Annotated in this window: 13 protein-coding genes; 7 read left to right on the top strand and 6 right to left on the bottom strand. The window is 53.0% G+C overall.

Going from position 1 to position 21,778, the window contains the following annotated elements; all coding sequences use genetic code 11:
• Window positions 1-50: 50 nt before the first annotated feature.
• From P2W70_RS13435 to P2W70_RS13425, 3 genes are all read right to left on the bottom strand, one after another.
• Window positions 51-2,918, bottom strand: a complete 2,868-nt coding sequence (locus P2W70_RS13435) for a TIM-barrel domain-containing protein (protein WP_276481989.1) — start codon at window positions 2,916-2,918, stop codon at window positions 51-53.
• Between the two features lie 189 nt (window positions 2,919-3,107).
• Window positions 3,108-7,289, bottom strand: coding sequence for a hybrid sensor histidine kinase/response regulator transcription factor (locus tag P2W70_RS13430; RefSeq protein WP_276481988.1), 4,182 nt, complete (start codon window positions 7,287-7,289; stop codon window positions 3,108-3,110).
• A gap of 290 nt (window positions 7,290-7,579) precedes the next feature.
• On the bottom strand, window positions 7,580-8,452 hold the full coding sequence (locus P2W70_RS13425) for an ROK family protein (RefSeq protein ID WP_276481987.1): 873 nt from the start codon (window positions 8,450-8,452) through the stop codon (window positions 7,580-7,582).
• Between the two features lie 461 nt (window positions 8,453-8,913).
• Between P2W70_RS13425 and P2W70_RS13420 the strand changes: the two genes are divergently transcribed.
• The 3 genes from P2W70_RS13420 to P2W70_RS13410 are packed head-to-tail and all read left to right on the top strand — an operon-like array spanning window position 8,914 to window position 13,038.
• Window positions 8,914-10,677 (top strand): ATP-binding cassette domain-containing protein, encoded by a 1,764-nt coding sequence (locus P2W70_RS13420; protein WP_276481986.1) that lies wholly within the window; start codon window positions 8,914-8,916, stop codon window positions 10,675-10,677.
• Window positions 10,670-11,794: a glycosyltransferase family 4 protein gene (locus P2W70_RS13415; RefSeq protein ID WP_276481985.1), complete on the top strand. Its 1,125-nt coding sequence runs from the start codon at window positions 10,670-10,672 to the stop codon at window positions 11,792-11,794. Before P2W70_RS13420 ends, P2W70_RS13415 begins: the two co-directional genes overlap by 8 nt.
• Window positions 11,791-13,038 carry a glycosyltransferase family 4 protein gene (locus tag P2W70_RS13410; protein WP_276481984.1) on the top strand — a complete coding sequence of 416 codons (1,248 nt, stop codon included), beginning with the start codon at window positions 11,791-11,793 and terminating at the stop codon, window positions 13,036-13,038. The genes P2W70_RS13415 and P2W70_RS13410 overlap by 4 nt, the downstream gene beginning before the upstream one ends.
• 10 nt (window positions 13,039-13,048) lie before the next feature.
• Here the strand turns inward: P2W70_RS13410 and P2W70_RS13405 are convergent, their stop codons facing one another.
• Together P2W70_RS13405 and P2W70_RS13400 are read right to left on the bottom strand one after the other, a co-directional pair.
• On the bottom strand, window positions 13,049-14,596 hold the full coding sequence (locus P2W70_RS13405; protein ID WP_276481983.1) for a hypothetical protein: 1,548 nt from the start codon (window positions 14,594-14,596) through the stop codon (window positions 13,049-13,051).
• Entirely contained in the window at window positions 14,593-15,600 is a 1,008-nt protein-coding gene (locus tag P2W70_RS13400; RefSeq protein WP_276481982.1) for a glycosyltransferase family 2 protein, read from the bottom strand. The genes P2W70_RS13405 and P2W70_RS13400 overlap by 4 nt, the downstream gene beginning before the upstream one ends.
• A 448-nt stretch (window positions 15,601-16,048) precedes the next feature.
• Here P2W70_RS13400 and P2W70_RS13395 point away from each other — a divergent pair, with 448 nt between their 5' ends.
• The 4 genes from P2W70_RS13395 to P2W70_RS13380 all read left to right on the top strand — a co-directional run bounded on the left by P2W70_RS13395 (window position 16,049) and on the right by P2W70_RS13380 (window position 20,625).
• Entirely contained in the window at window positions 16,049-16,849 is an 801-nt protein-coding gene (locus P2W70_RS13395; RefSeq protein WP_276481981.1) for a hypothetical protein, read from the top strand.
• Window positions 16,850-16,941: 92 nt separating this feature from the next.
• Window positions 16,942-18,402: a B12-binding domain-containing radical SAM protein gene (locus P2W70_RS13390; RefSeq protein ID WP_276481980.1), complete on the top strand. Its 1,461-nt coding sequence runs from the start codon at window positions 16,942-16,944 to the stop codon at window positions 18,400-18,402.
• Entirely contained in the window at window positions 18,395-19,204 is an 810-nt protein-coding gene (locus P2W70_RS13385; RefSeq protein ID WP_276481979.1) for a class I SAM-dependent methyltransferase, read from the top strand. The genes P2W70_RS13390 and P2W70_RS13385 overlap by 8 nt, the downstream gene beginning before the upstream one ends.
• Complete coding sequence (locus tag P2W70_RS13380) at window positions 19,201-20,625, top strand: B12-binding domain-containing radical SAM protein (protein WP_276481978.1); 1,425 nt, start codon at window positions 19,201-19,203, stop codon at window positions 20,623-20,625. Before P2W70_RS13385 ends, P2W70_RS13380 begins: the two co-directional genes overlap by 4 nt.
• A 148-nt stretch (window positions 20,626-20,773) precedes the next feature.
• Here the strand turns inward: P2W70_RS13380 and P2W70_RS13375 are convergent, their stop codons facing one another.
• Window positions 20,774-21,709, bottom strand: coding sequence for a hypothetical protein (locus P2W70_RS13375; RefSeq protein ID WP_276481977.1), 936 nt, complete (start codon window positions 21,707-21,709; stop codon window positions 20,774-20,776).
• Between the last annotated feature and the right edge of the window lie 69 nt (window positions 21,710-21,778).

Raw genomic sequence — 21,778 nt, 5'->3', positions numbered from 1 at the left:
GTTTACGTTATGCAAGTCAAAAAAAAAGATACAGGTCTATAAGCAGGTCATTATTTCATCGTGACGGTAGCTTTCTTTCCCATATACCTGATCACCTGGTCTGGTGTGGTATCGGCATCGAAAGCACGCGGTTTATCTTTGCTGATCCATACTACACGGAAGGTTCTTTTGGCCAGCATACCCGGAAAACTACCGGTGCGATCGCCGATTGTCAGCGTCTTTGTCGCTTCCGAATATTGCACGGGAATGCGGCTGAAAGCCCCCTTTTCGTAATTGTAGTTGGTGCCTTCATCTTCATACAGCGAAAACTGTGCATCCTGACCGGTGTACACAAACAGGGTGATCGGATCGGCCGGTTTTTCGCTGGTGAATTGTAATGCGGGGCCTACCGGAATAATGCTGCCCTCTTTTACATACAAAGGCATACGCTCCATCGGTGCCGGCGCGGTGATGGTATTGCCGCCAGCCTGCTGCACACCGGTATAGAGATCGTACCACTGGGTACCGGCCGGCAGGTACAAGGACCGCGAAGTAGCTTTGTAGTCACAGACCGGATTCACCAGCAGCGAAGGACCAAACATAAACTGATCGCCAATATTGCGTACCTGCGGATCGGCGGGGAAGTCCATCGCCAGTCCACGCATGATCGTATAGTGCTCGTGGTAAGTATTGCCCGCCAGGGAATAGATATACGGCATCAGGCGATAACGCAGCCTGTTATAGTACATCATGCTCTGGTAAGCAGGATGTTCCTCCGGTGCTATATTATAGATCTCCCGGAAGGGAAACTGACCGTGTACCCGAAACAGCGGACAGAAAGCACCGAACTGGTACCAGCGGGTATTGAGCTCCCGCCATTCTTCCAGGTCCTGCCCCTGTGCTTTTTCATACCGTTTCTCGACTGCAAAACCACCGATGTCGACTGTCCAGTACGGCAGGCCCGACATGGAGAAGTTGAGGCCGGCAGCGATCTGGTCGCGCATATCGTGCCAGCGGGCCGCGATATCTCCACTCCAGGAAGCGGCTGCATAACGCTGCTGACCGGCATAGGCGCTACGGGTCAATATGAATACGCGCGTATCGGGATTTACCCGGCGCTGTCCTTCGTATACACCCTGTGCATTCATCAGCGGGAAGGCATTGAAATAGCGGGTGGATGAACCGAGTGCGGTGGGGTTCATGGTTTCCTTGCGCGCTTCTACCGACATATTGGAATGAATATCGGGCTCAGTAGCATCGAGCCACCAGGCATCCACACCTTTGGCATACAGTTTCCTGTTGATCAGGTTCCAGAATGCTTGCCGCGCCTGTGGATTGAGCGCGTCGTAGAAGGTAGAGGTATACCCCGTACCAATCCAGTCTCGCCGCTGCTCGGCCACATTACGTTTGTACAACCAGCCTTGTTTATTGAAGGTGTCGTAGATAGGTAGCCCCTCGTAAAACTTGGGCCAAACCGAGATCATGAACTTCGTATTGTACTGCTTATGCAGGGTGTTGATCAGGCCCACCGGATCGGCAAAACGGGCACTGTCGAAATCCTGGCTGCCCCAATCGTTCTGTTTCCAGTACGACCAGTCGAGTACGATATTATCCAGTGGGATCTTGCGCTGGCGAAATTCCTTCACGGTGTTTAGTATCTCGTCCTGCGTTTTGTACCGCTCGCGGCTTTGCCACAGGCCCATCGCCCATTTGGGCATAATAGAACTTTGGCCGGTCACCTCGCGGTAACCACCGATCACTTCATCCAGGTTCTTACCCTGGATAAAATAGTAATCCAGCTGACTACCCGATTCGGCACTGAAACCATATTGTTGTTGAAGATCACCCTGCAGCGGGCTTAACCAATTGCAGGATATATAGGAAACATCCCCATCGGGGTTCCATTCAATGCGGAGGGCGTATTTTCTACCTCGCTCCATTGCAACCGGCAATACAGCTGTGCCGGGCATCCAGGGCTGCCGCCAACGATCAGCCAGTAACTTTCCATCGATCCAGATCTTACAATAACCACCATAACGTAATAAGAAATTGTGTACACCGGTAAAAGACGATTCGATGGCGCCGGTCCAGTTCACCACCGTTTGCCCCAACTGAATGCCTGCCGGAAAATCCTTTTGCGAGCTCAACCAATCATAAGACAAGGCCGATTCCGGACGCTTCACGATGACCTGGTCGGGGGTTCCTTTTTTCGCATAGGTAGCCGTGAGCCAGCCTTTACTACCGTCGGCCGCATAGAGCTTCAGGTTACCCAACGGTTGGTATGGACGGGTATCGCCCCATTTGGTGATGGAGTAATTATCCCAGAGGATGCCATAATTATTGGTAGACAACAGAAAAGGAATTGCGATCTCGGTATTGTTTTGCGCCAGATCGACCTGGTAGCCTCGTTGGTTCATCAGCCCTTGCTGGTGCTGGCCCAATCCGTAAAAAGCCTCGCCGGGTGTCTGGAGAAAGGTCTGGCGCAATTGAAAAGAAGGCTCCCCTTCTTCCACCACGGGGTCAAATGACTTCCCTCCTTCCCGGGGTTCGGCCAGTAATAATTTACCCGAAAGATCGGTAAAACTGATCTCGCCGGTCGTTAAGGATACAATGGCCCGCAAGGCGGGTGTAGACAGGACCACCTGCTCCTTTTCGTCTTTAACGTCCCATTTTACCGGCATTCTTTTACGCGGTAATACCATCAGGCTTTGTACGTTGGTGAAGCTGTCGAGCGGGGTGGCTGTAATATGAATGATGCGATCGGTCACCGCCTGCAGGCGCACGAGGCGAACCCCGTTGGTGACCCTACGCTTGACGTTTACAATAATACCATCATCGAGTTTTGAGTAGTCACCGGGTTGGATGGAGTGGGCCGAAAGGGTGGATACAGCCAATAGGGCGGCCACTAAAAAAGATAAAGAAGTCGTGATCTTCCACATAGCAATCAGTTCGTTTTGTTTACAATCCGGCCTCGGACAGTGGTCGGCTGAAGTAGCCCGGGCCTGCTCCATAAATGTAGATACACGACTGGTTTTACAGGGTATGCAGATGTTTATGAATGGGTATGCAAATGTTAACCGCTAGCATCAACTCATTGATTGTCAATAAAAACTTGTATATAAAATGTTTCAGCGGGCGGGTCCTGCGCCCCATTGACTGGGTAATACGTGGTACTCCAGCTTGAAGTATTTGGAGAAGTATTTGGGGTTATTGAAGCCAACTTCGTAGGCAATTTCGGCCACGGTCATATGTGATTTTTCCAGCAACTGAGCTGCCCGTTTCAACCGCACCGAGCGGATGAATTCGATCGGCGTTTTGCCCGTCAGCGCCAGGATCTTCTTATACAGGGCCACACGACTCATGTATACTCCTTTGCTCAATTCCTCGACCGAGAAATCGGGATTGGCGATATTCTTCTCGATCAGCTCCATCACCTGGTGCAGGAATTGTTCATCGGGCGAAGTGGTTAGCAGTTCGGCTGGCCGCAGGTCGATGCGCTTTTCGAAGGTTTTGCGGGCCAGGGCCTGTTGCGACAACTGGTTCCGGATGCGCGACAACAGGATCTCGAAATTGAAAGGTTTGGTGAGATAGTCGTTGGCCCCCGTCTCCAATCCCTTCAGCTGCTGTTCTTCACCCGCCAGGGCGGTTAGCAGGATCACGGGAATATGCGAAGTGCGCTGGTCTTTCTTGATCTTCTTACACAGTTCGATGCCGTTCATCTCGGGCATACTGATATCGGTCACCACCAGGTCGGGGTGATGGCCGAGCGATTTCTGCCACCCTTCCCGGCCATTGGCCGCTTCAATGATGGTAAAATGCTGCCGGAGATTGTCTTTGAGGTAGAAGCGGAAATCCTCATTGTCTTCTACCAGCAATAGCATTTTCTTCCGGTTGCCGGCTTCTCCGTCCGACATCGTCGACAGCTCGGCGGTTACCGGCACAGGAATGTCTTTGGTGGCGAGCGCCGCTTCTTGGGGCTGCCAGGTATATATATTATTATCAGGAGCTGTTTCGTTTCCCTGCTTTACCAGCGGGTTGATAGCCGTTGCCGGCAATACCTCGAGCGGCAACTTCACCGTAAAGCAGCTACCCTGCTCCGGTTCGCTGGCCACGGTGATCGTGCCCTGGTGTAGCTTTACAAACTCGCGGGTGATGGACAGCCCGATACCACTGCCCTGGTTCACGATACTGCCCGGCGTCTCGTGCTGGAAGAATCGTTCAAAGATCAACTCTTGCTTTTCTTTGGGAATGCCGATGCCGGTATCCTTGACCTGGATGGCCAGGTTGGTCTTGCCCGCTTCCCCATCCTCCTGGTGCACGGAAACGGTCACACTGCCGTTGGCCGGGGTAAACTTGAAAGCATTAGACACCAGGTTGAAAAGAATACGTTCCAGCTTGTCGTGGTCGAAGTAAGTGACAAGGGTATCGACCGTCGTATGAAAATTAAAGCGGATATTCTTTTTATCGGCGATATCACTGAAAGAGGTACTGATGTCTTTGGTAAATCGTACGATATCACCCGCGGCAGGGTTCAGCCGTAGCTCCTGTACCTCCATTTTACGAAAATCGAGCAGTTGGTTGACGAGGTTGAGCAAGCGGCGGGCATTGCGGTGAATGAGGCTGTATTGCTTCTGTTGCGTTTCATCTTCCGCGTGTTGCAGCATTTTCTCGACCGGGGTAAGGATCAGCGATAGCGGAGTGCGGAACTCGTGGCTCACATTGGTAAAGAAACGGATCTTCATCATATCCAGTTCGTGCATCCGCTGCGCTTCCTTGCGCTGCTGCTCCAGCTGAAATCGGATGCGGGCCCGTTGTACGATCATATGTCGGCTAAACCACAGGATGCCCCCCAGTACCAGCGCGTACAACACATAGGCCAGCGGCGTTTTCCAAAATGGGGGTAATATTTTCACCTGTAAGGCCAGTTCGCCCGCATTCCAAATATCATTGCTGGTAGAGGCTTTCACCCGGAATACATAATCGCCCGGATCGAGGTTGGTATAGGTAGCTACCCGCATTTTACCGTCGGTATAGGTCCAGTCTTCGTTGAAGCCCTCCAGCTTATACGCATATTTATTGCGGTCGGCATTGACAAAATTGAGCGCAGCAAACTCGATCGACAACACATTTTCGTTGTAGCGGAGCGTGATATTTTCTGTCTGCGATACGCTGCGTGGCAATATGACCCGGCCATTGACAGCTTCTCCAATGCCGATGCTTTTATTGAAGATGCGCAAGTCGGTAAATACCAGGGGCGATTGTTGCTTGTCGGGGGTGATGGCACCGGGCTGAAACAAGTTGAATCCATTGGCACCCCCAAAGATCAGTTCGCCACGGCTGGTCTTGAAAGCCGCATTTTCATTGAAAGCGGTACCCTGCAGACCATCGAGCTCATCGTAATGATGGCTTTGCAACACATAACCCTGCTTGCGTTCATCATAGTGGGCATTGAAACGGGTAATGCCATTGGGCGTACCGGCCCAGAGATCGCCGGCATCATCTTCGAGCAAGGTAAGCACGGCATTATCGGGCAGGCCATCATCGCGCCGGAAGATGTGGAAGGCGTTGCGTTTGGGATCAAACAGGTTGAGTCCATCACGGGTACCAATCCAGATCTGCCCTTTTTTATCTTCCAGGATGGTGATCACATTGTTGTTACTGAGGCTGGTGGTATTACCCGGAATATTGTAGTAATGCGCGAAGCTATCGGCCTTGTTGGGTTGCCTGATCAGTACGTCGACACCGTTGGCGGTACCGATCCATAGTTTCCCGGCCTTGTCTTCGGTCAGTGCGGCAATGTATCCCGAGCTGACCGAGTTGCCACCGGTGGGCAGGTGGTGATAGAAAATATTCTTTTGCCGGTCAAACCGGTCGAGGCCGCCATTGAGCGTACCCACCCAGAGTTCGCGGCGCGAATCTTCAAAGATCTCCCAGACCCGGTTATCGGCCAGACTACGCGGGTCATCGCTGTGCCGGTAATGCGTAAACCGTTTGCCGTCGTAACAATCCAATCCGCCGTAATAAGAACCGATCCACAGGCGCTGGGTGTGGTCGATGAAGAGGCTCACGATCACATTGTTGCTGATGCTGTTGGCGTCGCGTGGGTTGTGCAGGAATTGGCGGAAGGTTTGCTGTGTGCGGTCGAAATACAGCAGACCACCACCATTGGTGCCGATCCAGAGATTACCGGCCGCATCTTCCACAAATTTGTTGACATCACTATAAGGAAGGCTGCGGGGATTGGCAGGCTGGTGATCGTATAAGGGAAAACGGGCAGTACGCTCCCGGTAAAAGTTCAGTCCTTTTTTGTAGGTGCCTACCCAGATATTGCCGGCTTTGTCTTTATAGCCGGTGGTAAGACTGTTCTGACTGAGGCTGCGCGGATCATCGTCGTTGTGCATCACGTACTGGCTGGTACGGCGTTGTTTGTCGAGCACATTGATGCCGCCGTGATCGGTAAACACCCAGATCTGTCCTTTATTGGCTTGCACCAGGCCGGTGACCAGATTGTTGTTTAGGCGCAGCGGTCCGGTTTCGGTGATATGCTCCAGTTTGTTGGTGGCAGGATCAAAGTGGTAGACGCCGCGTGGATCGTTGGGCACGAAACACCAGAGTTCGCTTTCAGCGTCGATATACAAGGAATAGTTGAGCAATTCGAAATGGCCATACGTGGCGAGCTGATCGGTTTTGAAGAGCAGGCTGCCGGTTCTTCCTTCCAGTTGTTCGATATGACCATTGTTGAAGACGACCCAGATATTGCCCTTGCTGTCTTCGCCGATGGACACGGGGTTGGCCGTCATCGCGTCATGGTGTACGATGCGAACGGTTTTACGCGTGGCCGGGTCATATTTATATAGGCCGGCCTGTCCCATTACAAACCAGAAGGCATCGCGGCTGTCGTGCAGGATACTGGTGACGGAGGCAGGCGGCAGTGCATAACGCGCCAGAGAGGCTGATGCATTGCGGTTAAACTGCTCCGTGGTGCGATCGTATACGTTGAGGCCATTGCGGTTCTCAATCCAGAGTGTATTATCGGGTCCGTCGAAAACCCGTACGATAAAGTCGTCGCTGAGGGAGGTGGAGTCGTGCAGGTTGTGGCGGTAGGTGGTGAAGGCATAGCCGTCGTAGCGGTTGAGGCCGCTCATGGTGCCGATCCACATAAAACCTTTGCTGTCCCGGAAAATGGTATTGACCTGACTATGCGAGAGTCCCTCGCTGATATCAATCCGTGCGAACTGGTACTGTTGGGTCTGTGCTGACAGACGCCCCAGGAGGGCGCTGAGCATAACTATAATAGCAAGCTTCCTCATAAGCGACTGCAAAAAATTACGCCTTTTTGGTTGAATGAAGAAAAATTGGGGGGTGCCTTCCACCCTTCCACAGCAAAATAAGGACAATCACTTAATAACGTTGGTCTTGCGGAAACGTGTTAATTGGGTCTGTAGGCAATGTATTGCCGGAGTAGCCACAACCTGACAGGCGTTGGTTTATCCACCCTATAACGCACAACGTGATATGGCTCCTGAATAGGCCCAAAAACAAAACTGCACAGGCCGGGAAGACCTGTGCAGCAATATATTGATACAATGATGTGGGTTGATTAGAAGCTTTCCATCCAGCAGCCAGCAGCGCCCATGATCTGGGCGTTTTCGCCAAGACGGGCAATGCGCAGGGGCGTAGCGATGGATTGCGCCAGCAAAGCAGCCTCCGTATGGGCCAGGAACCACTCGGATGTTTTAGCGATATTACCACCGATGACCACCACTTCGGGGTTGATGTCGCGGATAAAATCGGTCAGGAAAGCAGCGAAGTTCTGCCCAAATTCTTTGAAGATCTCCTTGATACCGGGATTGGTGGGGATCAGCGCTACCAGTCCTTTTACATTGTCGACGGTAGTACCACTGCGCTCCGCATACGTGTTGATCAGCCAGCGGGCAGAAATATAATCTTCGGCAATACCATCGCGGAACGGAGCGCACCACAGGTTGGCATCTTTAGCTACTCCCTGTACAAACGTGGCTGTTCCCAGGCCGGTGCCCAGGGTAACGCCGATGGCACTTTTGTAGCCACGGGCGGCGCCGCCTACGACTTCTCCCTGCAAAAAGCAACCGGCATCGTTCATCAACCGAATCTGGTCGGGACTGATGTCGAGCCGCTCGGCCATCATGGCTTTCACATTGAGGCCATACAGCGCTTCGTATTTATTCTGGTCTTTGATAAAGGAAATACCATTCTCGTAGTCGAAAGGACCTGGCATCGCAATGCCCACACGACGTGGCAAACCAGGTTGGCCATCAAAAACATCTTTGATGGCAGCGCACCAATCAGCTACGATGCTGGCAGCATCTTCCTGCGCATTGATGTGCTTGCGTACGGAAAAAGCAGGTAACACACTGCGGACCTCGAGGTCCACCAGGGCCGCTGTGATATGGGATCCACCGATATCGACACCGGCCACTAAAGGGTTGTTCATGGGCAAATCAATTTTAGGTCTTGCCTATCGTTCTGGTTTTACTGTTGGGTCAAATGTTGGTTGCGACTGCAAATATACTCGCCGGATCGCTAACTATACCGTTTTAGCTAATATTATTATAGCCTACCCAAATGCCTGCCGCCAGCGCCGGCTGTTAACAGATCGTAAAGGCAACACGTTTTAGCAAGCCTGTTTGCAGCGCCGAAAACGGTTTGCAGCAGCTACAACACTCCGGCTGGTTCGAGGGTGCCGCGGGTTTCCCCATAACGTCAATACAGGCTAATCATTGCCACCATTAGGCAGGTTTTCCCGGCCGCCAAGCCACTGACGGCCAGCGGATCAGGCAGTTCTGTCGGCCATCCTTGCGACCCGGGCGCCTCAATTTCCCCCGTCGGCAACCGCCCCTGCTTCGCCTGCGTATGGAAAGGGACTGTTAGCCAGCTAAAACAAACCAGTACCGGTTGAAACATATTATCCAAAAAACTATTTCCATCCTTAGCCAGGACGAGCGACGGCGCCTGGGTCTGCTCGCCCTGCTCGACCTTTTCGTGGCCCTCGCCGACATCGCCTGCCTGGCCTTGCTGCTGCTGATCGTGCGCCTGTACACCCAGCCGGCCACCGCTCCCGGCATCCCCTGGCTACCCACCCCTATGCAAGACCGCCATAGACTGCTGCCCATTGCCAGCTTCCTGCTACTATTTGCCGTCAAGAATTTCGCCGGCTTTGACCTGTACCGCCGTCAGTGCCGCTTCCTGGCTACCGTGGCTACCCGCATGGCCCGGTCCAGACTGCTGCAATACCTCGAAGGCGCCTATACCAACTTCATCAACGTCGACTCTTCGGTCCACATCCGCCGCATCAGTTATCAACCCATCGATTTCTGCCAGCATATCCTGGCCGGCCTGCAAACCGTGATCACCCAAACCGGGCTGATCGTGCTAACCATCACAGCCATCCTGCTATTCAATGCACAATTGTTTCTTTTGCTTTTCCTCCTGCTGTTACCTCCCGTCATCGGGATCTCTTACCTCGTAAAACGGCGCCTGCGCCAGGTGCGCAGCGAAACCCGCCACAGCAGCGAAAAAGCGCTGCAACACCTGCAAGAGGCCCTGAACGGTTTCGTGGAAAGCAATATCTACAACCGCAATAAGGACTTTCTGGAAAGGTATATGCAACGGCAACAGCAGTTTAACACCCATTTTGCCAACACCCTGATCGCGCAGGGCCTACCCACCCGGTTGATGGAAGTATTTGCCTTGACCGGACTCTTCCTGCTGATCGCCCTGCACCAATGGGGTGGCTATGCGGGGCCTGAAGCCATCATCACGATCGGCGCTTTTATGGCCGCCGCGTACAAGATCATTCCCGGCATCGTTAAAATACTCAACACCATCGGGCAGATACAAACCTATGGTTATACCGCAGATGATTTGCAGGATATCCCACCAACATCGACCGACCATCAGAATGGCGTAAAGAAAGAACAAGAACAGCCTAATAGCTTCCCGAGCGAGGCAAGCCAATCCGTCGGACACCAAACGACCACTCCCGATCCCAACGGCGCCGCTACCGCGCACATTCCCTCCCCCATCCGGCATATCGCTTTCGACCAGGTGTCTTTCAGCTTTGGCCAGCGAACTGTACTCCGCCACTTGAGCTGGTCGCTCGAAGCCGGTGATTTCCTGGGCATCTCCGGCCATTCGGGACAGGGCAAAACCACCATCCTGAACCTGCTGCTCGGTTTTCTCCAGCCGCAACAAGGCAGGATACTGATCAATGGCCAACCGGCCGACAGACAGCAACGCCGTCAATACTGGCCTTCGATCTCATATGTAAAGCAACAGCCATTCCTGGTCAACGATACCTTACAGCACAACGTTACCCTGCAGCAAGCGCCACACCACACCCAAAAGCTGCAACACTCCCTGCATTCGGCCGGACTATCTACCCTGTTTCAACAAGATAGCGCCGACAACCTTATTGCCGAGCAGGGACGCAATATCAGCGGAGGCCAACGCCAACGCATTGCCATCGCCCGCGCCCTGTACAAAGATGCCGACCTCATCATACTCGATGAACCCTTCAACGAACTCGACGCTGCTGCCGAGTTGGCATTGTTGCAACACTTCCAGTCACTGTGCCAACAGGGTCGTATAGTGATCCTCATTACCCACCACCAGCAAAGCCTTTCTTTTTGTAACAAAATACTCCGACTCGATGCCTAAGCCCAACACACTGGTCGTCATTACCCCCGCCTTTCCCGAGCACGAGTCAGCCACCTGGTGGGTACCCTCTCAACAGTTGATGGTAAAAGCCCTGCAGGAAAACCATCCCGATACCAGGATCACCGTGCTATCCTTGCTGCATCCCTGTCACGAAGCCATCTACCAATGGCATGGGATCACCGTGCAGGCATTCGATGGCCTGCACAAACCCAATATCAAAAAATGGGTGCTTTACCGAAAAGTATGGCGGGCCTTGCAGCAATTACAGCAGCAATGCCATATCATCGGATTGTTCAGTTGCTGGAATGGAGAAAGCGCTTTGCTGGCACAGTATTTCGGTAAGCGGTACGGCATTCCACATATTAGTTGGATCTGCGGGCAGGATGCAAAAAGATCCAATTGGTGGGTAAAACTCATCCGCCCACACGGTGACCAGCTCGCTGCCATGGGTACTACCCTGCGTGATCGCTATGAGCGCAGCCACGGCATCCGGCCACGCCACCTGGTTCCCAACGCCATCGACCCACGCAGCTTTCCCGCTGTATGGCCCGCTACGCGCGATATCGATATCATGGCCGCCGGCTCCTTCGAGCCGCTCAAACAATATGATCAATATACCTATATCATTAACCGGTTGCGGCAAACCCTGCCCGGGCTCCAGGCAATCCATTGCGGCATCGGCCGTGAGCAACCGAAAGTGGAAGCCCTGATCAACGAGTTGCAACTGCACGACCATCTCCGCTTGCTGGGCGGAAAACCACATGCCGACATACTGGCCCTGATGCAGCGCAGCCGCCTCTTCCTGCACACCTCCCACTATGAAGGTTGCAGCACGGTATGCCTCGAGGCATTGTATGGCGGCGCTCATGTCATCAGCTATTGTTATCCGTTTGACCATGCCGTACCACATTGGCATGTAGTAAAGGATGCCGCTGAGATGGAAGCCAAAGCCCTGGAGCTGTTGCAGGATGCACAGCTGGTGCATGAACGAATACTGTATCAGACCATGGAAGACAGTGCACGGGCCCTGATGCAACTATTCCGCCCGGAAACTACCGTTGACAGTGAATACAAATTCCCCACGCTAACTGCCTCCTATGAAAAACTACGCACATGAAAGTCATCCAACTCTTTTATTTTTATGACGAACGCCTCCACGACGAAAGGGCATTCATTCGGCAATATTATACGACCACAGGCTGGTCGGAGGCGCTCCTGGCCGAAGGCGTACAAAGTAGGATCGTAACCCGGTTTGGCCGGGATGGTTATTATGAAGAGCGTGGTATCCAGCATCATTTCTGTGCAGACAAACGGGGAGGCAACTTCCGCGCCTGGCAGGTGCCCTGGAAATTGGTGCGACAGGTGAAGCAACTCGATGCCGATGTGGTGCAGGTGCACAGCCTGACCTTATCCCTGCCCACCTTTGTATTGCGTTGGATGCTGCCCCGTAAAACAGCCATCATTGTGCAACACCATGGTGGCCGGTCGCCCGGCCGGATCAAACGCCTGCTGCACAACCTGCTCAACAGCGTGGCCGATGCTTTCTTTTTCACTACCCATGAGCAGGGGGCCGAATGGTTCATGCGTGCCGCCCCCTACCACAAGATTATGCCCGTGATGGAAGGCGCCACCTTCTTTGATTATGACACACGTGATAAGGCTCCTATTCTCCAACCCGGTGGAAACAGCGGTGGGTTGAAGGCCGAAACATTTCGCAAGAACGATGGTACTGTCTTTACCAACAGAATTGCCATGCGCCAACTAACCGGCCTGTCAGGTGCCCCGGTTTTTCTGTGGGTGGGCCGGCTCGATGACAACAAAGACCCGCTCACTATTTTAGAGGGGTTTGCCCAAGTGGCCGCACAACACCCGCAAGCCCGCCTGTATATGATCTACCACGAAGGGGTATTGGAAGAAGCCGTACGCCAGCGTATACAACAGCACCCCACATTGCAGAACAGTGTCCATTTGCTGGGCAGGATCGGGCATGAAAAAATGATGAACTACTACCACAGTGCCGATTACTTTATCCTGGGCAGTCACCATGAAGGCAGTGGTTATGCGTTGAGTGAAGCGTTGCGCTGTGGTTGCGTGCCCATCGTAACGGCTATTCCCAGTTTCCGGATGATGACCGATGGAGGAAGGTTGGGAGCGTTCTGGCAACCGGGTGATGCTTCTTCGTTCGTGACAGCTGCCGGGCAGGCGATGCGCCAGCCGCTGCAACCAACCGGAGAGGCTTGTATGGCCTGGTGGCACGACCAGCTTTCTTTTGAAGCCATTGCCCGGGTGGCAGCGGCCCACTACCGGCAGGTAGTGGCTGCCCGGCAGCCTTTCCCTACACGCAGGATGGCCCTGAAATAACCAGGGCAAATCAACGAGGCTGTATACTGTACAGATACAGGTTACCACCCGATTCAACGGCACCTTCCCGCTTGTCGACCAGCGTTACGGCATATAGCTTTTCCAACCGGTCATCGAGGCGGATTATCGTTGGCGGCGGATTGGAAGAGATCATATAAAATTGGGCTACGCCCTGCTTGTTCAATTGTTGCGCCCCCAGCGAATAACGGTAAGGGGATCGCATCAGTTCCGCCATGCGTTCATTCCACAATAAGTAAGCGGTTTCCTGCTGCAGGTCCATGCAGTACATGGGCTGGTCCATAAAGGCCGCCACGGCATTCAGCCCCCAGTAATCGCATACCAGCGTTCGACTCGCAGGAACTTTTTGCGCCAATTCACCCACCCGGTTGAAATTGGAAAAGGGCCGGTTCCAGTCGAGGCCGATGGCCACCAGTGCAGCCAGCGCCTGCATGATCAACAAGCCATTGGCCATTCGCTGTTTCCGCGGTAACGGCGCTACGTGGTAGCAGGATAGCCACCACGCCACGATCCAACTGATGAAAATATAGCCACCATACCGGGCACAACCAATGGGAAAGATGGTCATGCTCAGCAAAGCCGTGACCGACAAGTTGGTCAGGAACAACCAAAGCGACGGCCGGTGCCGGCGCAATACGTAGATCATGGCCCCTGCAATGAACAAAGCCAGCAATGGGGTACCGTATTTGAGCCACCGATAGCTGCCTTGCCAGTCGAGCAGGAATTGTGTATTCCACCAATGATCCTGCCACCAGGCGGGCAATGGTACCAACACGCGGAGTGGCGCCTGCACCGTGATCATGAAATTGGATTGGGCCGAGGAGAACATCCTTTTGAGCCAAAAATCGAAATCAAGGGCACTGCCGGTAGGAGGCGTGATAAAATAACCAGCAGGCAGTAAGCACAACAGACCAAGCAGGAAGCTACCTGCCTGTTTTGCCGCTCCCGGTTGTTTTGCGTAGCGATCAAGGATATAATAGACATGAATGCTACCAGCCAATAGCAGCCCCAGCAAATGGGTGTTGGACAGCAATAGGAGCAATGCATAATAACACAACAATTGTCCCTTGAATGGCCGGTGCATCACCACACAGATGCAACAAGCCAACAGTACCCCAATCGCATAATTGCGGGTCAGTGTAGCATACTCAAACAGCAAAAAGTAACCGAAGGGAGCCAATAGCCGCGACCAAAATGGCAGAGGTGCATAAAACAGGATCAGCCACACACTCGTCGCTGCCAGTATGCCATGTACCACTTGCACATACACGAAATGGTGGGTGCATTTCGATACCAGCCACATCACGGTGTACCAGGTAGGAGGATGCCCTTCAAAACGGCTGTTACGGATCACATCCAGGTAGGTAGCACTGCCCTTGGCAATATTCCAACTATGCACTTCATCGCCCCAGGGTTCGTGGTGAACGATGGCCAATCCCAGCAACAGCAGGTACATACCAAAGACCGTCCACAATGCCAGTTGCTCGTAAGACAGTATCTTTCCGGTGCGACCAGGCATAACAGTTGCAAAAGAAGTCATAGCAAAGGTTCCACTACTTTTTGGTTGTTTTTGGCCGCACGGGTGTAAGGATTCTGCTCCCAGGTGATACGCCAACCGGTTTTCACCACAGCGCGGATCATGTACCAGTCACCGCGCCGTACAAACCCCAACAGGTTACCTGCCAGCGACCAGAGCAGCCACCCCTTTTTCACCGATCGAAGTTCCCGACGGGTTCTTGTAAAATAATGCAAAGCCAGCATACGGCGATAGTATTGTAAGGGGCGTTGCAGGCGGTTCTCGGGAGCATGGTGGTGATATACGAACGCCTTATTGAGCACCTGCACGCCCGGTACGGGGAAACCGAGGTTGACGCCATAATTGTCGCCGATACCATGCCGGTCGAGCACCTCTTCGTAAGGCGATTGTAATAGCCAGGCACGCCGCACCAGCGAAGCCCCCAATCCATATACCGGCGTGGTGAAATAGTCGCCCCTGAAATCAGTGATCACCGGCCAGCCTGCCCGCGTGATGTGATTACCTTTGCGTTGGTAGTATTGCAGCACCCGCCTCACCAACAGGTTATTCCCTGCGCAACGGATCTCTCCCCAAATGCTGAGCTGAAAGATATAATGAAACAACAAGGCCCTCGATGACTGTATCGCATAGCTGGCCGTCCACTTACCGTGGTACTGCTGCAACACCTGACCGGATACCGCGCCGGCCGATGGATGCAACGACACATGCTGCGCAAGCAGGTGCAGGTAATCGGCCGGCACTTCCATATCATCGTCACACAGGAATATCCATTCGCCCCGGGCTACCTGTATACCTTTGTTCCGTTGTATGCAAACCGATTTTTCTGAAGAGAGATAATGAATAGTCAGGTGGGCATAGGGCGCCAGGTCTTCTACGGTCAGCCTGTCTTCCCCCGCATCGACAACGATGATTTCATGCAGCGGATACACCGATTGCTGCAGGTTGTGCAGTAATTGCAGCAAACGCTGTTTCCGGTTGCAGGTGGGAATAACAACACTGATGTCCATACTTGGCCAGGCCCCGTACAGGTAGCCTTCCCCACAATGTTAGCGTATTCCGGTTGCACGCAATCGCCTATCCGACAATAATTTAATTAAAGGTTCGCACAGGCAACCCAGTCAGTCACGACTACGTATCGGGCTGCCTGCCGCTACAACCCCTGCTCCGCACTACCTGCACAAAAATTTCCACTTTTTTTCGGTCATTACACCCCTATCGGGTCAACGAATGGCCTCTACTTGACCGCCAATCTGGAAGATAAGCCGTAGATAACCCGTAGATAAGCCGTAGATAAGCTGTAGATAACCCGTCCTTGTATAGGTACAGCTTATCTACGGGTCATGAACAATTTGTTATCAGGTTATATTCTGCTTATCTTAGGGAGTAGTTACGTGTCCCAACCAACCACGCCTGAGGTCAGCTACTGTATTCAATCACCACAATTATTACCGACTTATGGCACGTAATCAGGAAGATCCCACCCCAAGGGACGGCGATGGCAACTATTCGTTTTACAAGATGTATGGTGTAAACCGCACGGTGCGGCGGAGAAAAGGTGGCGCCTCCCGAGACAAGATCAAGAACGATCCACAGTTTGAAGAGACCCGGCGCATCAATGCCGAATTTGGCGGCCGATCACGGTCCGCCAGCTTTATCATGCACACCATCATGCCATTGAAAGCCCTGGCCGACAAGAATATCGCCGGTCCCCTCAACGCCTTGCTAAAGCCAGTACAGGAAATGGATAAAACCAGTAAACTCGGACAGCGTAGTATTGAACTATCGCACTGGCCTGCTGTACTGGCTGGCTATTCACTCAACCGGCTGGTGCATTTCGATGGCATTGTACGCAACCACCTCGAATGGACGCTGGACAAAGCCAACAGGAAGGCGAGTATCCACATTCCTCAATTGACCACCGGCATCAACTTCCACCCTTCGCCTTATTACCCGCTGTGCAGCCTGATGGTCACCTTCGGCGTAGTACCCGATCTGTATTCCCAGCCAGTAGGCAGGTATACAGCGAGTGCAGAACAGTATGAGGAAATGGGAACCCAACTGGTGCTGGGAGATTGGTTTCCCTGTACGGAAGGAGCGCCTCCCTTCACGTTTACGTTGGAATATCCGTTGGATATGCCAGACAGTCACCATTCGATGGTACTGGCGATCGGCATCCGCTACGGCCGCCTGCAATACAACCAACAGGTAGACCAGGTGCCGCGGGCTGGTGCTGCTAAAATACTGGCCGTACGGTAAGATCATACTTCTTTGTTGGTCCAGGCAACCTGCGCTTCCGGTAGCCGTACTATTAGTAGCACTGTGTACCTACCCTTTGCGCTGAACGGATTATGAAGAAGATCTTATTGAGCCATTCCTATTTCCTTCGATTCGACCCCAAGCAATGGGCTACCGGTCAACCCTATGCCCCGCTGGGCACTTTGTATGCCGCCGCACAGCTACGGGAACATGGCTATGCCGTGAGCTTGTTCGATACCATGTTTGCCACCGCAGCAACCGATGTGGTGCCGCACCTTGACCGGGCTGCGCCCAACTTTTTTGTGCTGTATGATGACGGCTTCAATTACCTGACCAAAATGTGCCTCACCAATATGCGGGAAGCAGCTTTTCGCATGGCACGCCTGGCAAAGGACAGGGGATGTACGGTGATCGTGTGCAGTTCCGATTCCACCGATCACTACGAGCAATACCTCCAGGAAGGGGCCGATTATATCATTCTCGGCGAAGGCGAAATGACGTTGCTGGAACTGGTCAATGCCCTTCAGGCCGGTACTACCTCCTGCAGCCATATACCAGGACTTGCCTACCGGTCAGCAGACACGGTAGTTAAAACCGGCAAACGGGGCGTGATCCGTGACCTCGACAGCCTGCCACTGCCTGCCTGGGACCTGGTAGACATTACCCCTTATCGGGCTATGTGGCTGAAAAGCACCGGCTATTTCTCGATGAATATGGGCACCACCCGTGGTTGCCCCTTCAAGTGTAACTGGTGCGCCAAACCGATCTATGGCAATCGTTATCACTCCCGCTCTCCCCGCCACGTGGTACGTGAATTACAACTGCTCAAAGCACAATTCCAATTCGATCATATCTGGTTCTGTGACGACATCTTTGGCCTGAAGCCAGGCTGGGTGCAAGAGTTTGCCACGCTCTGCGAACAGGAACAACTGTCCCTCCGCTTCAAGATCCAATCGAGGGCCGATCTGCTGGTGCAGGAAGACTATGTATACTGGCTGGCCAAAGCTGGTTGCGAAAACGCCTGGATGGGTGCCGAAAGTGGCTCACAGGCCATTCTCGATGCGATGGACAAAGGCACTACCATCGACCAGATCAGGCAGGCCACCCAATTGCTGAAGCAACACCATATACGGCCAGGTTTCTTTATTCAGTTTGGCTATCCCGGAGAAACGAGGGAAGATATTGAAAAGACCATTCAGCTGATCCGCGAACTAATGCCGGCCGAGCTCGGCATTTCGGTATCCTATCCCTTGCCCGGCACCTTGTTTTACGAACGGGTGAAACATGATTTGCACAGCAAAGCCAACTGGACCGACTCCGACGAATTGCAACTGATGTTCCGCAATAAATACTCCCCGGCATTTTATAAAAAGCTGCACCGCCATGTACACCATGTATTGCGCACCGAACAGGGCTGGCAGTTATTACGCAAAGGACTGCGCCATCCCTTCTCTTTGCAGGGCACCGACTTCAAAAAGATCGCTGCTGCCTGCCTGTATCTTCCCCGCACGGTGCTGGGGCGTTGGCAACTGAAACAACTGTCGTATGAATAAAATGGCCGCCTTTGATGCCTTGGCAGCCGGGTATGACCTGGGTTTCGGTCAAAGTCTGACAGGACAAGCCCAACGTCAGGTCGCCCGCCGCTGGCTGCTGCAATTCCTGGCAGGCAAAGGCTCGCTGCGTATCCTGGAGATCAATTGCGGTACCGGTGATGATGCCTGGTGGCTGGCTTCCCTGGGACACCAGGTTGTAGCTACAGACCAAAGTGCCGCCATGATCGACGCTGCCAATGCCAAAGGACCACAACACAACGACGTAGTGGCCCCGCAATTTCTCACCTGCGCTTTCCATGAACTGGGCAGCTTGCAGGACCATGTACCATTCGACCTGGTTTTCTCCAACTTTGCCGGACTGAACTGTATCACGCCTCCGCAACTCCATCAACTGGGTAAAACCTTTCAGGCCCTGCTGCAACCCGAGGGGCACCTGGCGCTGGTACTGTTTGGTAAATATTGCTGGTGGGAATCCTGCTACTACCTGCTCAAGGGCCATTGGCGACAAGCAGGCAGGCGATGGACGCAACGGCCACAACTGGCACGACTCACCGATACCGTGCAACAGTCGATCAGCTATTATTCGGTACGGCAATTCTCAAGAAGGCTACCAACCTTCAGGCTGCTCACGGCCAAACCGGTTGGTTTATTCATCCCTCCCTCGTACCTGGAACCCGCCATGCGTAAACACCCCCGGCTTTTTCACCTGCTGGTATGGCTCGACACAAAAAGTCAACCACTACCCCTATTAAGCGCCCTGGCCGATCACACCTATGTTTTACTAAAAAAGAATGTACCATGAATATCCTGCTCACTCATGGATATTTTATTGAAGAGGATGCGAAAGAACAGGCCATCATGCGGCCTTATGTGCCCCTGGGCATTCTCTATATATCCGCCTACCTCGAACAGTTTGGTTATAACAACCGGGTTTTCGACAGCACCTTTTCTTCCTTCGACAAACTATGTTCGGCACTCCTGCACGACCAACCGCAGGTAGTGGGCATCTATACGAACCTGATGACAAAACTCAATGTATTGCGCATCATTCGTTTTATCCGCCAATCACCTGCACTCTCCCATACAAAGATCGTCTTGGGTGGACCGGAAGTACGCAACCACATCGTCAATTTCCTGGAGCAGGGAGCCGACTACCTGGTACTGGGAGAAGGAGAACAAACCATGTTGGAGATTGTGCAATACGAGGCGGGCACCGGTATGCCCAACCGTTCTGCCATCGATGGCATCGCTTATACCGACGAACACGGTGGCGTGATGCAGAATAGGGAGCGAGCCAAACAAAAGAACCTCGATGAACTACCCATGCCCAACCGGCAGCAGGTTGACCTGCAATTGTACTTCGATGCGTGGAAAGGCAAACACGGCACCAACACGATATCGGTGAGCACGATGCGCGGATGCCCTTACTCCTGCAAATGGTGCAGCCGGGCGGTATACGGGCAAAGCTACCGGCGACGCAGCCCACAGGCCGTGGCCGATGAGATCGCTTGGATCCAGGCACATTATACCGTAGACAGTATCTGGTTTGTGGACGATGTGTTTACTGTAAGTCATAAATGGTTGAGTGATTTCACCGATGAAGTGACCAGGCGGGGAATTGTAATGCCCTACGAATGCATCACCAGGGCCGACCGGATGAATGAGGAGGTGATCCTGCAACTGAAAGCCAGTGGATGTTACCGGGTGTGGATCGGTGCAGAAAGTGGTTCGCAAAAGGTCATCGACCTGATGGACCGCCGGGTGGAGGTGCAGCAGGTACGCGATATGATACGGCTGGCCCGGCATCATGGTTTACAAGCAGGCACCTTCATTATGGTTGGTTATCCTGGTGAGACGAAGGAAGACATCTTCGAAACCGTGCATCACCTGAAGACCTCCGACCCCGACCTTTTTACCATTACCGTCACCTACCCCATCAAGGGCACGCCGCTGTATGCAGAGGTAGAAGAGCGGTTCGTCACGAGCCTGCCCTGGGAAACCAGTACCGACCGCGATATCGATTTTCAGCGCACGTATACGCGGCGGTACTATGATTATGCGATCGAGATGATCAACAATGAAATGTATTACCACAAGGCATTGAAGAAGCCGTTGGCCAATCTATTCAAGCTACCCATGTTCAAGTTACGTTCGATATTGGCGCAGCGGCGCATGTCGTTGGAGGAAGGCAGGAAGAAAGGCAACGAGGCCATCAGGCAGTGAGGAACCGAGGCAACAAGGCATCGAGGCAGCAAGGCAACGAGGAAAGGAAGTGAGGCACGAGGAAGAAAGGCAACGAGCTAGCACGGCCACAGGCAACAAGGCTACCAGACAACGAGGTGTACAGGCATTGGGGAAGCAACAGCCCCGCCTACTTCAAAACCATCTCCAGTTTTCGCCGGTATCGCTCCAGGATCTCCACCTGAAAATAACGTGGATTGGGTTTGGAGAAATGCTTCGCCGTTAGCAAGGCCATTTTTCCACCACGCATGTTGGTAAGGCCAGCAGCTTCCTTCTCCTGCCATCGGCTGGCGGTGATACGCATCAGGTAATCATCCAGGCGGGCAGCTCCCGGCAACCGATCGATCAACCATTCGATGCCATGTTTAAGCTGGTCGACGCGCTGGTTATTGGTATAAAATGCTTCCTTATTACGTGCCGCGGGAAAATATTGCTGTATCCACGAATTGGCAGCCATCATATTGTTCGTAGTCGCCTCTCCACATACCGGCAGCAGGGTAATCATTTCAATGGCGGTAAAATAATTTTGCTCGGGAATCTCCAACGCCTGTTCATCGATATAAAAATTCATGCAAAAACTATGCTGTCCACCCCAACAATAGGACAACTTCTTCAACACGTGCATGGCAGTACGGGCAATCCACAACCGGTTAGCGCTGGTAACGATAAAGAAATCGATATCTGCCTGTTCATCAGCGAAACACTTGGACAGCGAACCCGAAATACACACGGCCCGAACAAAGGGGAAGCAGTACAACAACCGCCCTATGCGGTAGGCTTTTCGCAACATACGGGTTGCCTTTTCATTTCCTTTCCGGCGCCTTATCACCAAAGCAGGATCATTGTGCAGGGCATAAAAGCCACCCAACATATACACCTGCCGGGACGCCTGCAGTTGTGTCAATGACTTCTTCAATGCATCGGGTGTCGCCGGTCGGTCGAGGAAATATAACAACTCGTTTGCGGTGATGGGATATCGAAACAGATCGAACCACGCCAGGGTGCGCAGTATGCTGGCCTCAAGTATTTTGTTGGTATTGATCGCGGGTGGTTGAATGGCGTACATCAGGCAACTGTTTTTGAAAGGAGTCCGTATTCCTATTCAATACCGGGTCTGTGCTAAAAAGGTTGCTTG

Source organism: Paraflavitalea pollutisoli (genome assembly GCF_029360705.1).
GTDB classification, from domain to species: Bacteria; Bacteroidota; Bacteroidia; order Chitinophagales; family Chitinophagaceae; genus Paraflavitalea; species Paraflavitalea pollutisoli.
This window is presented reverse-complemented; position numbering and strand designations above follow the sequence as displayed.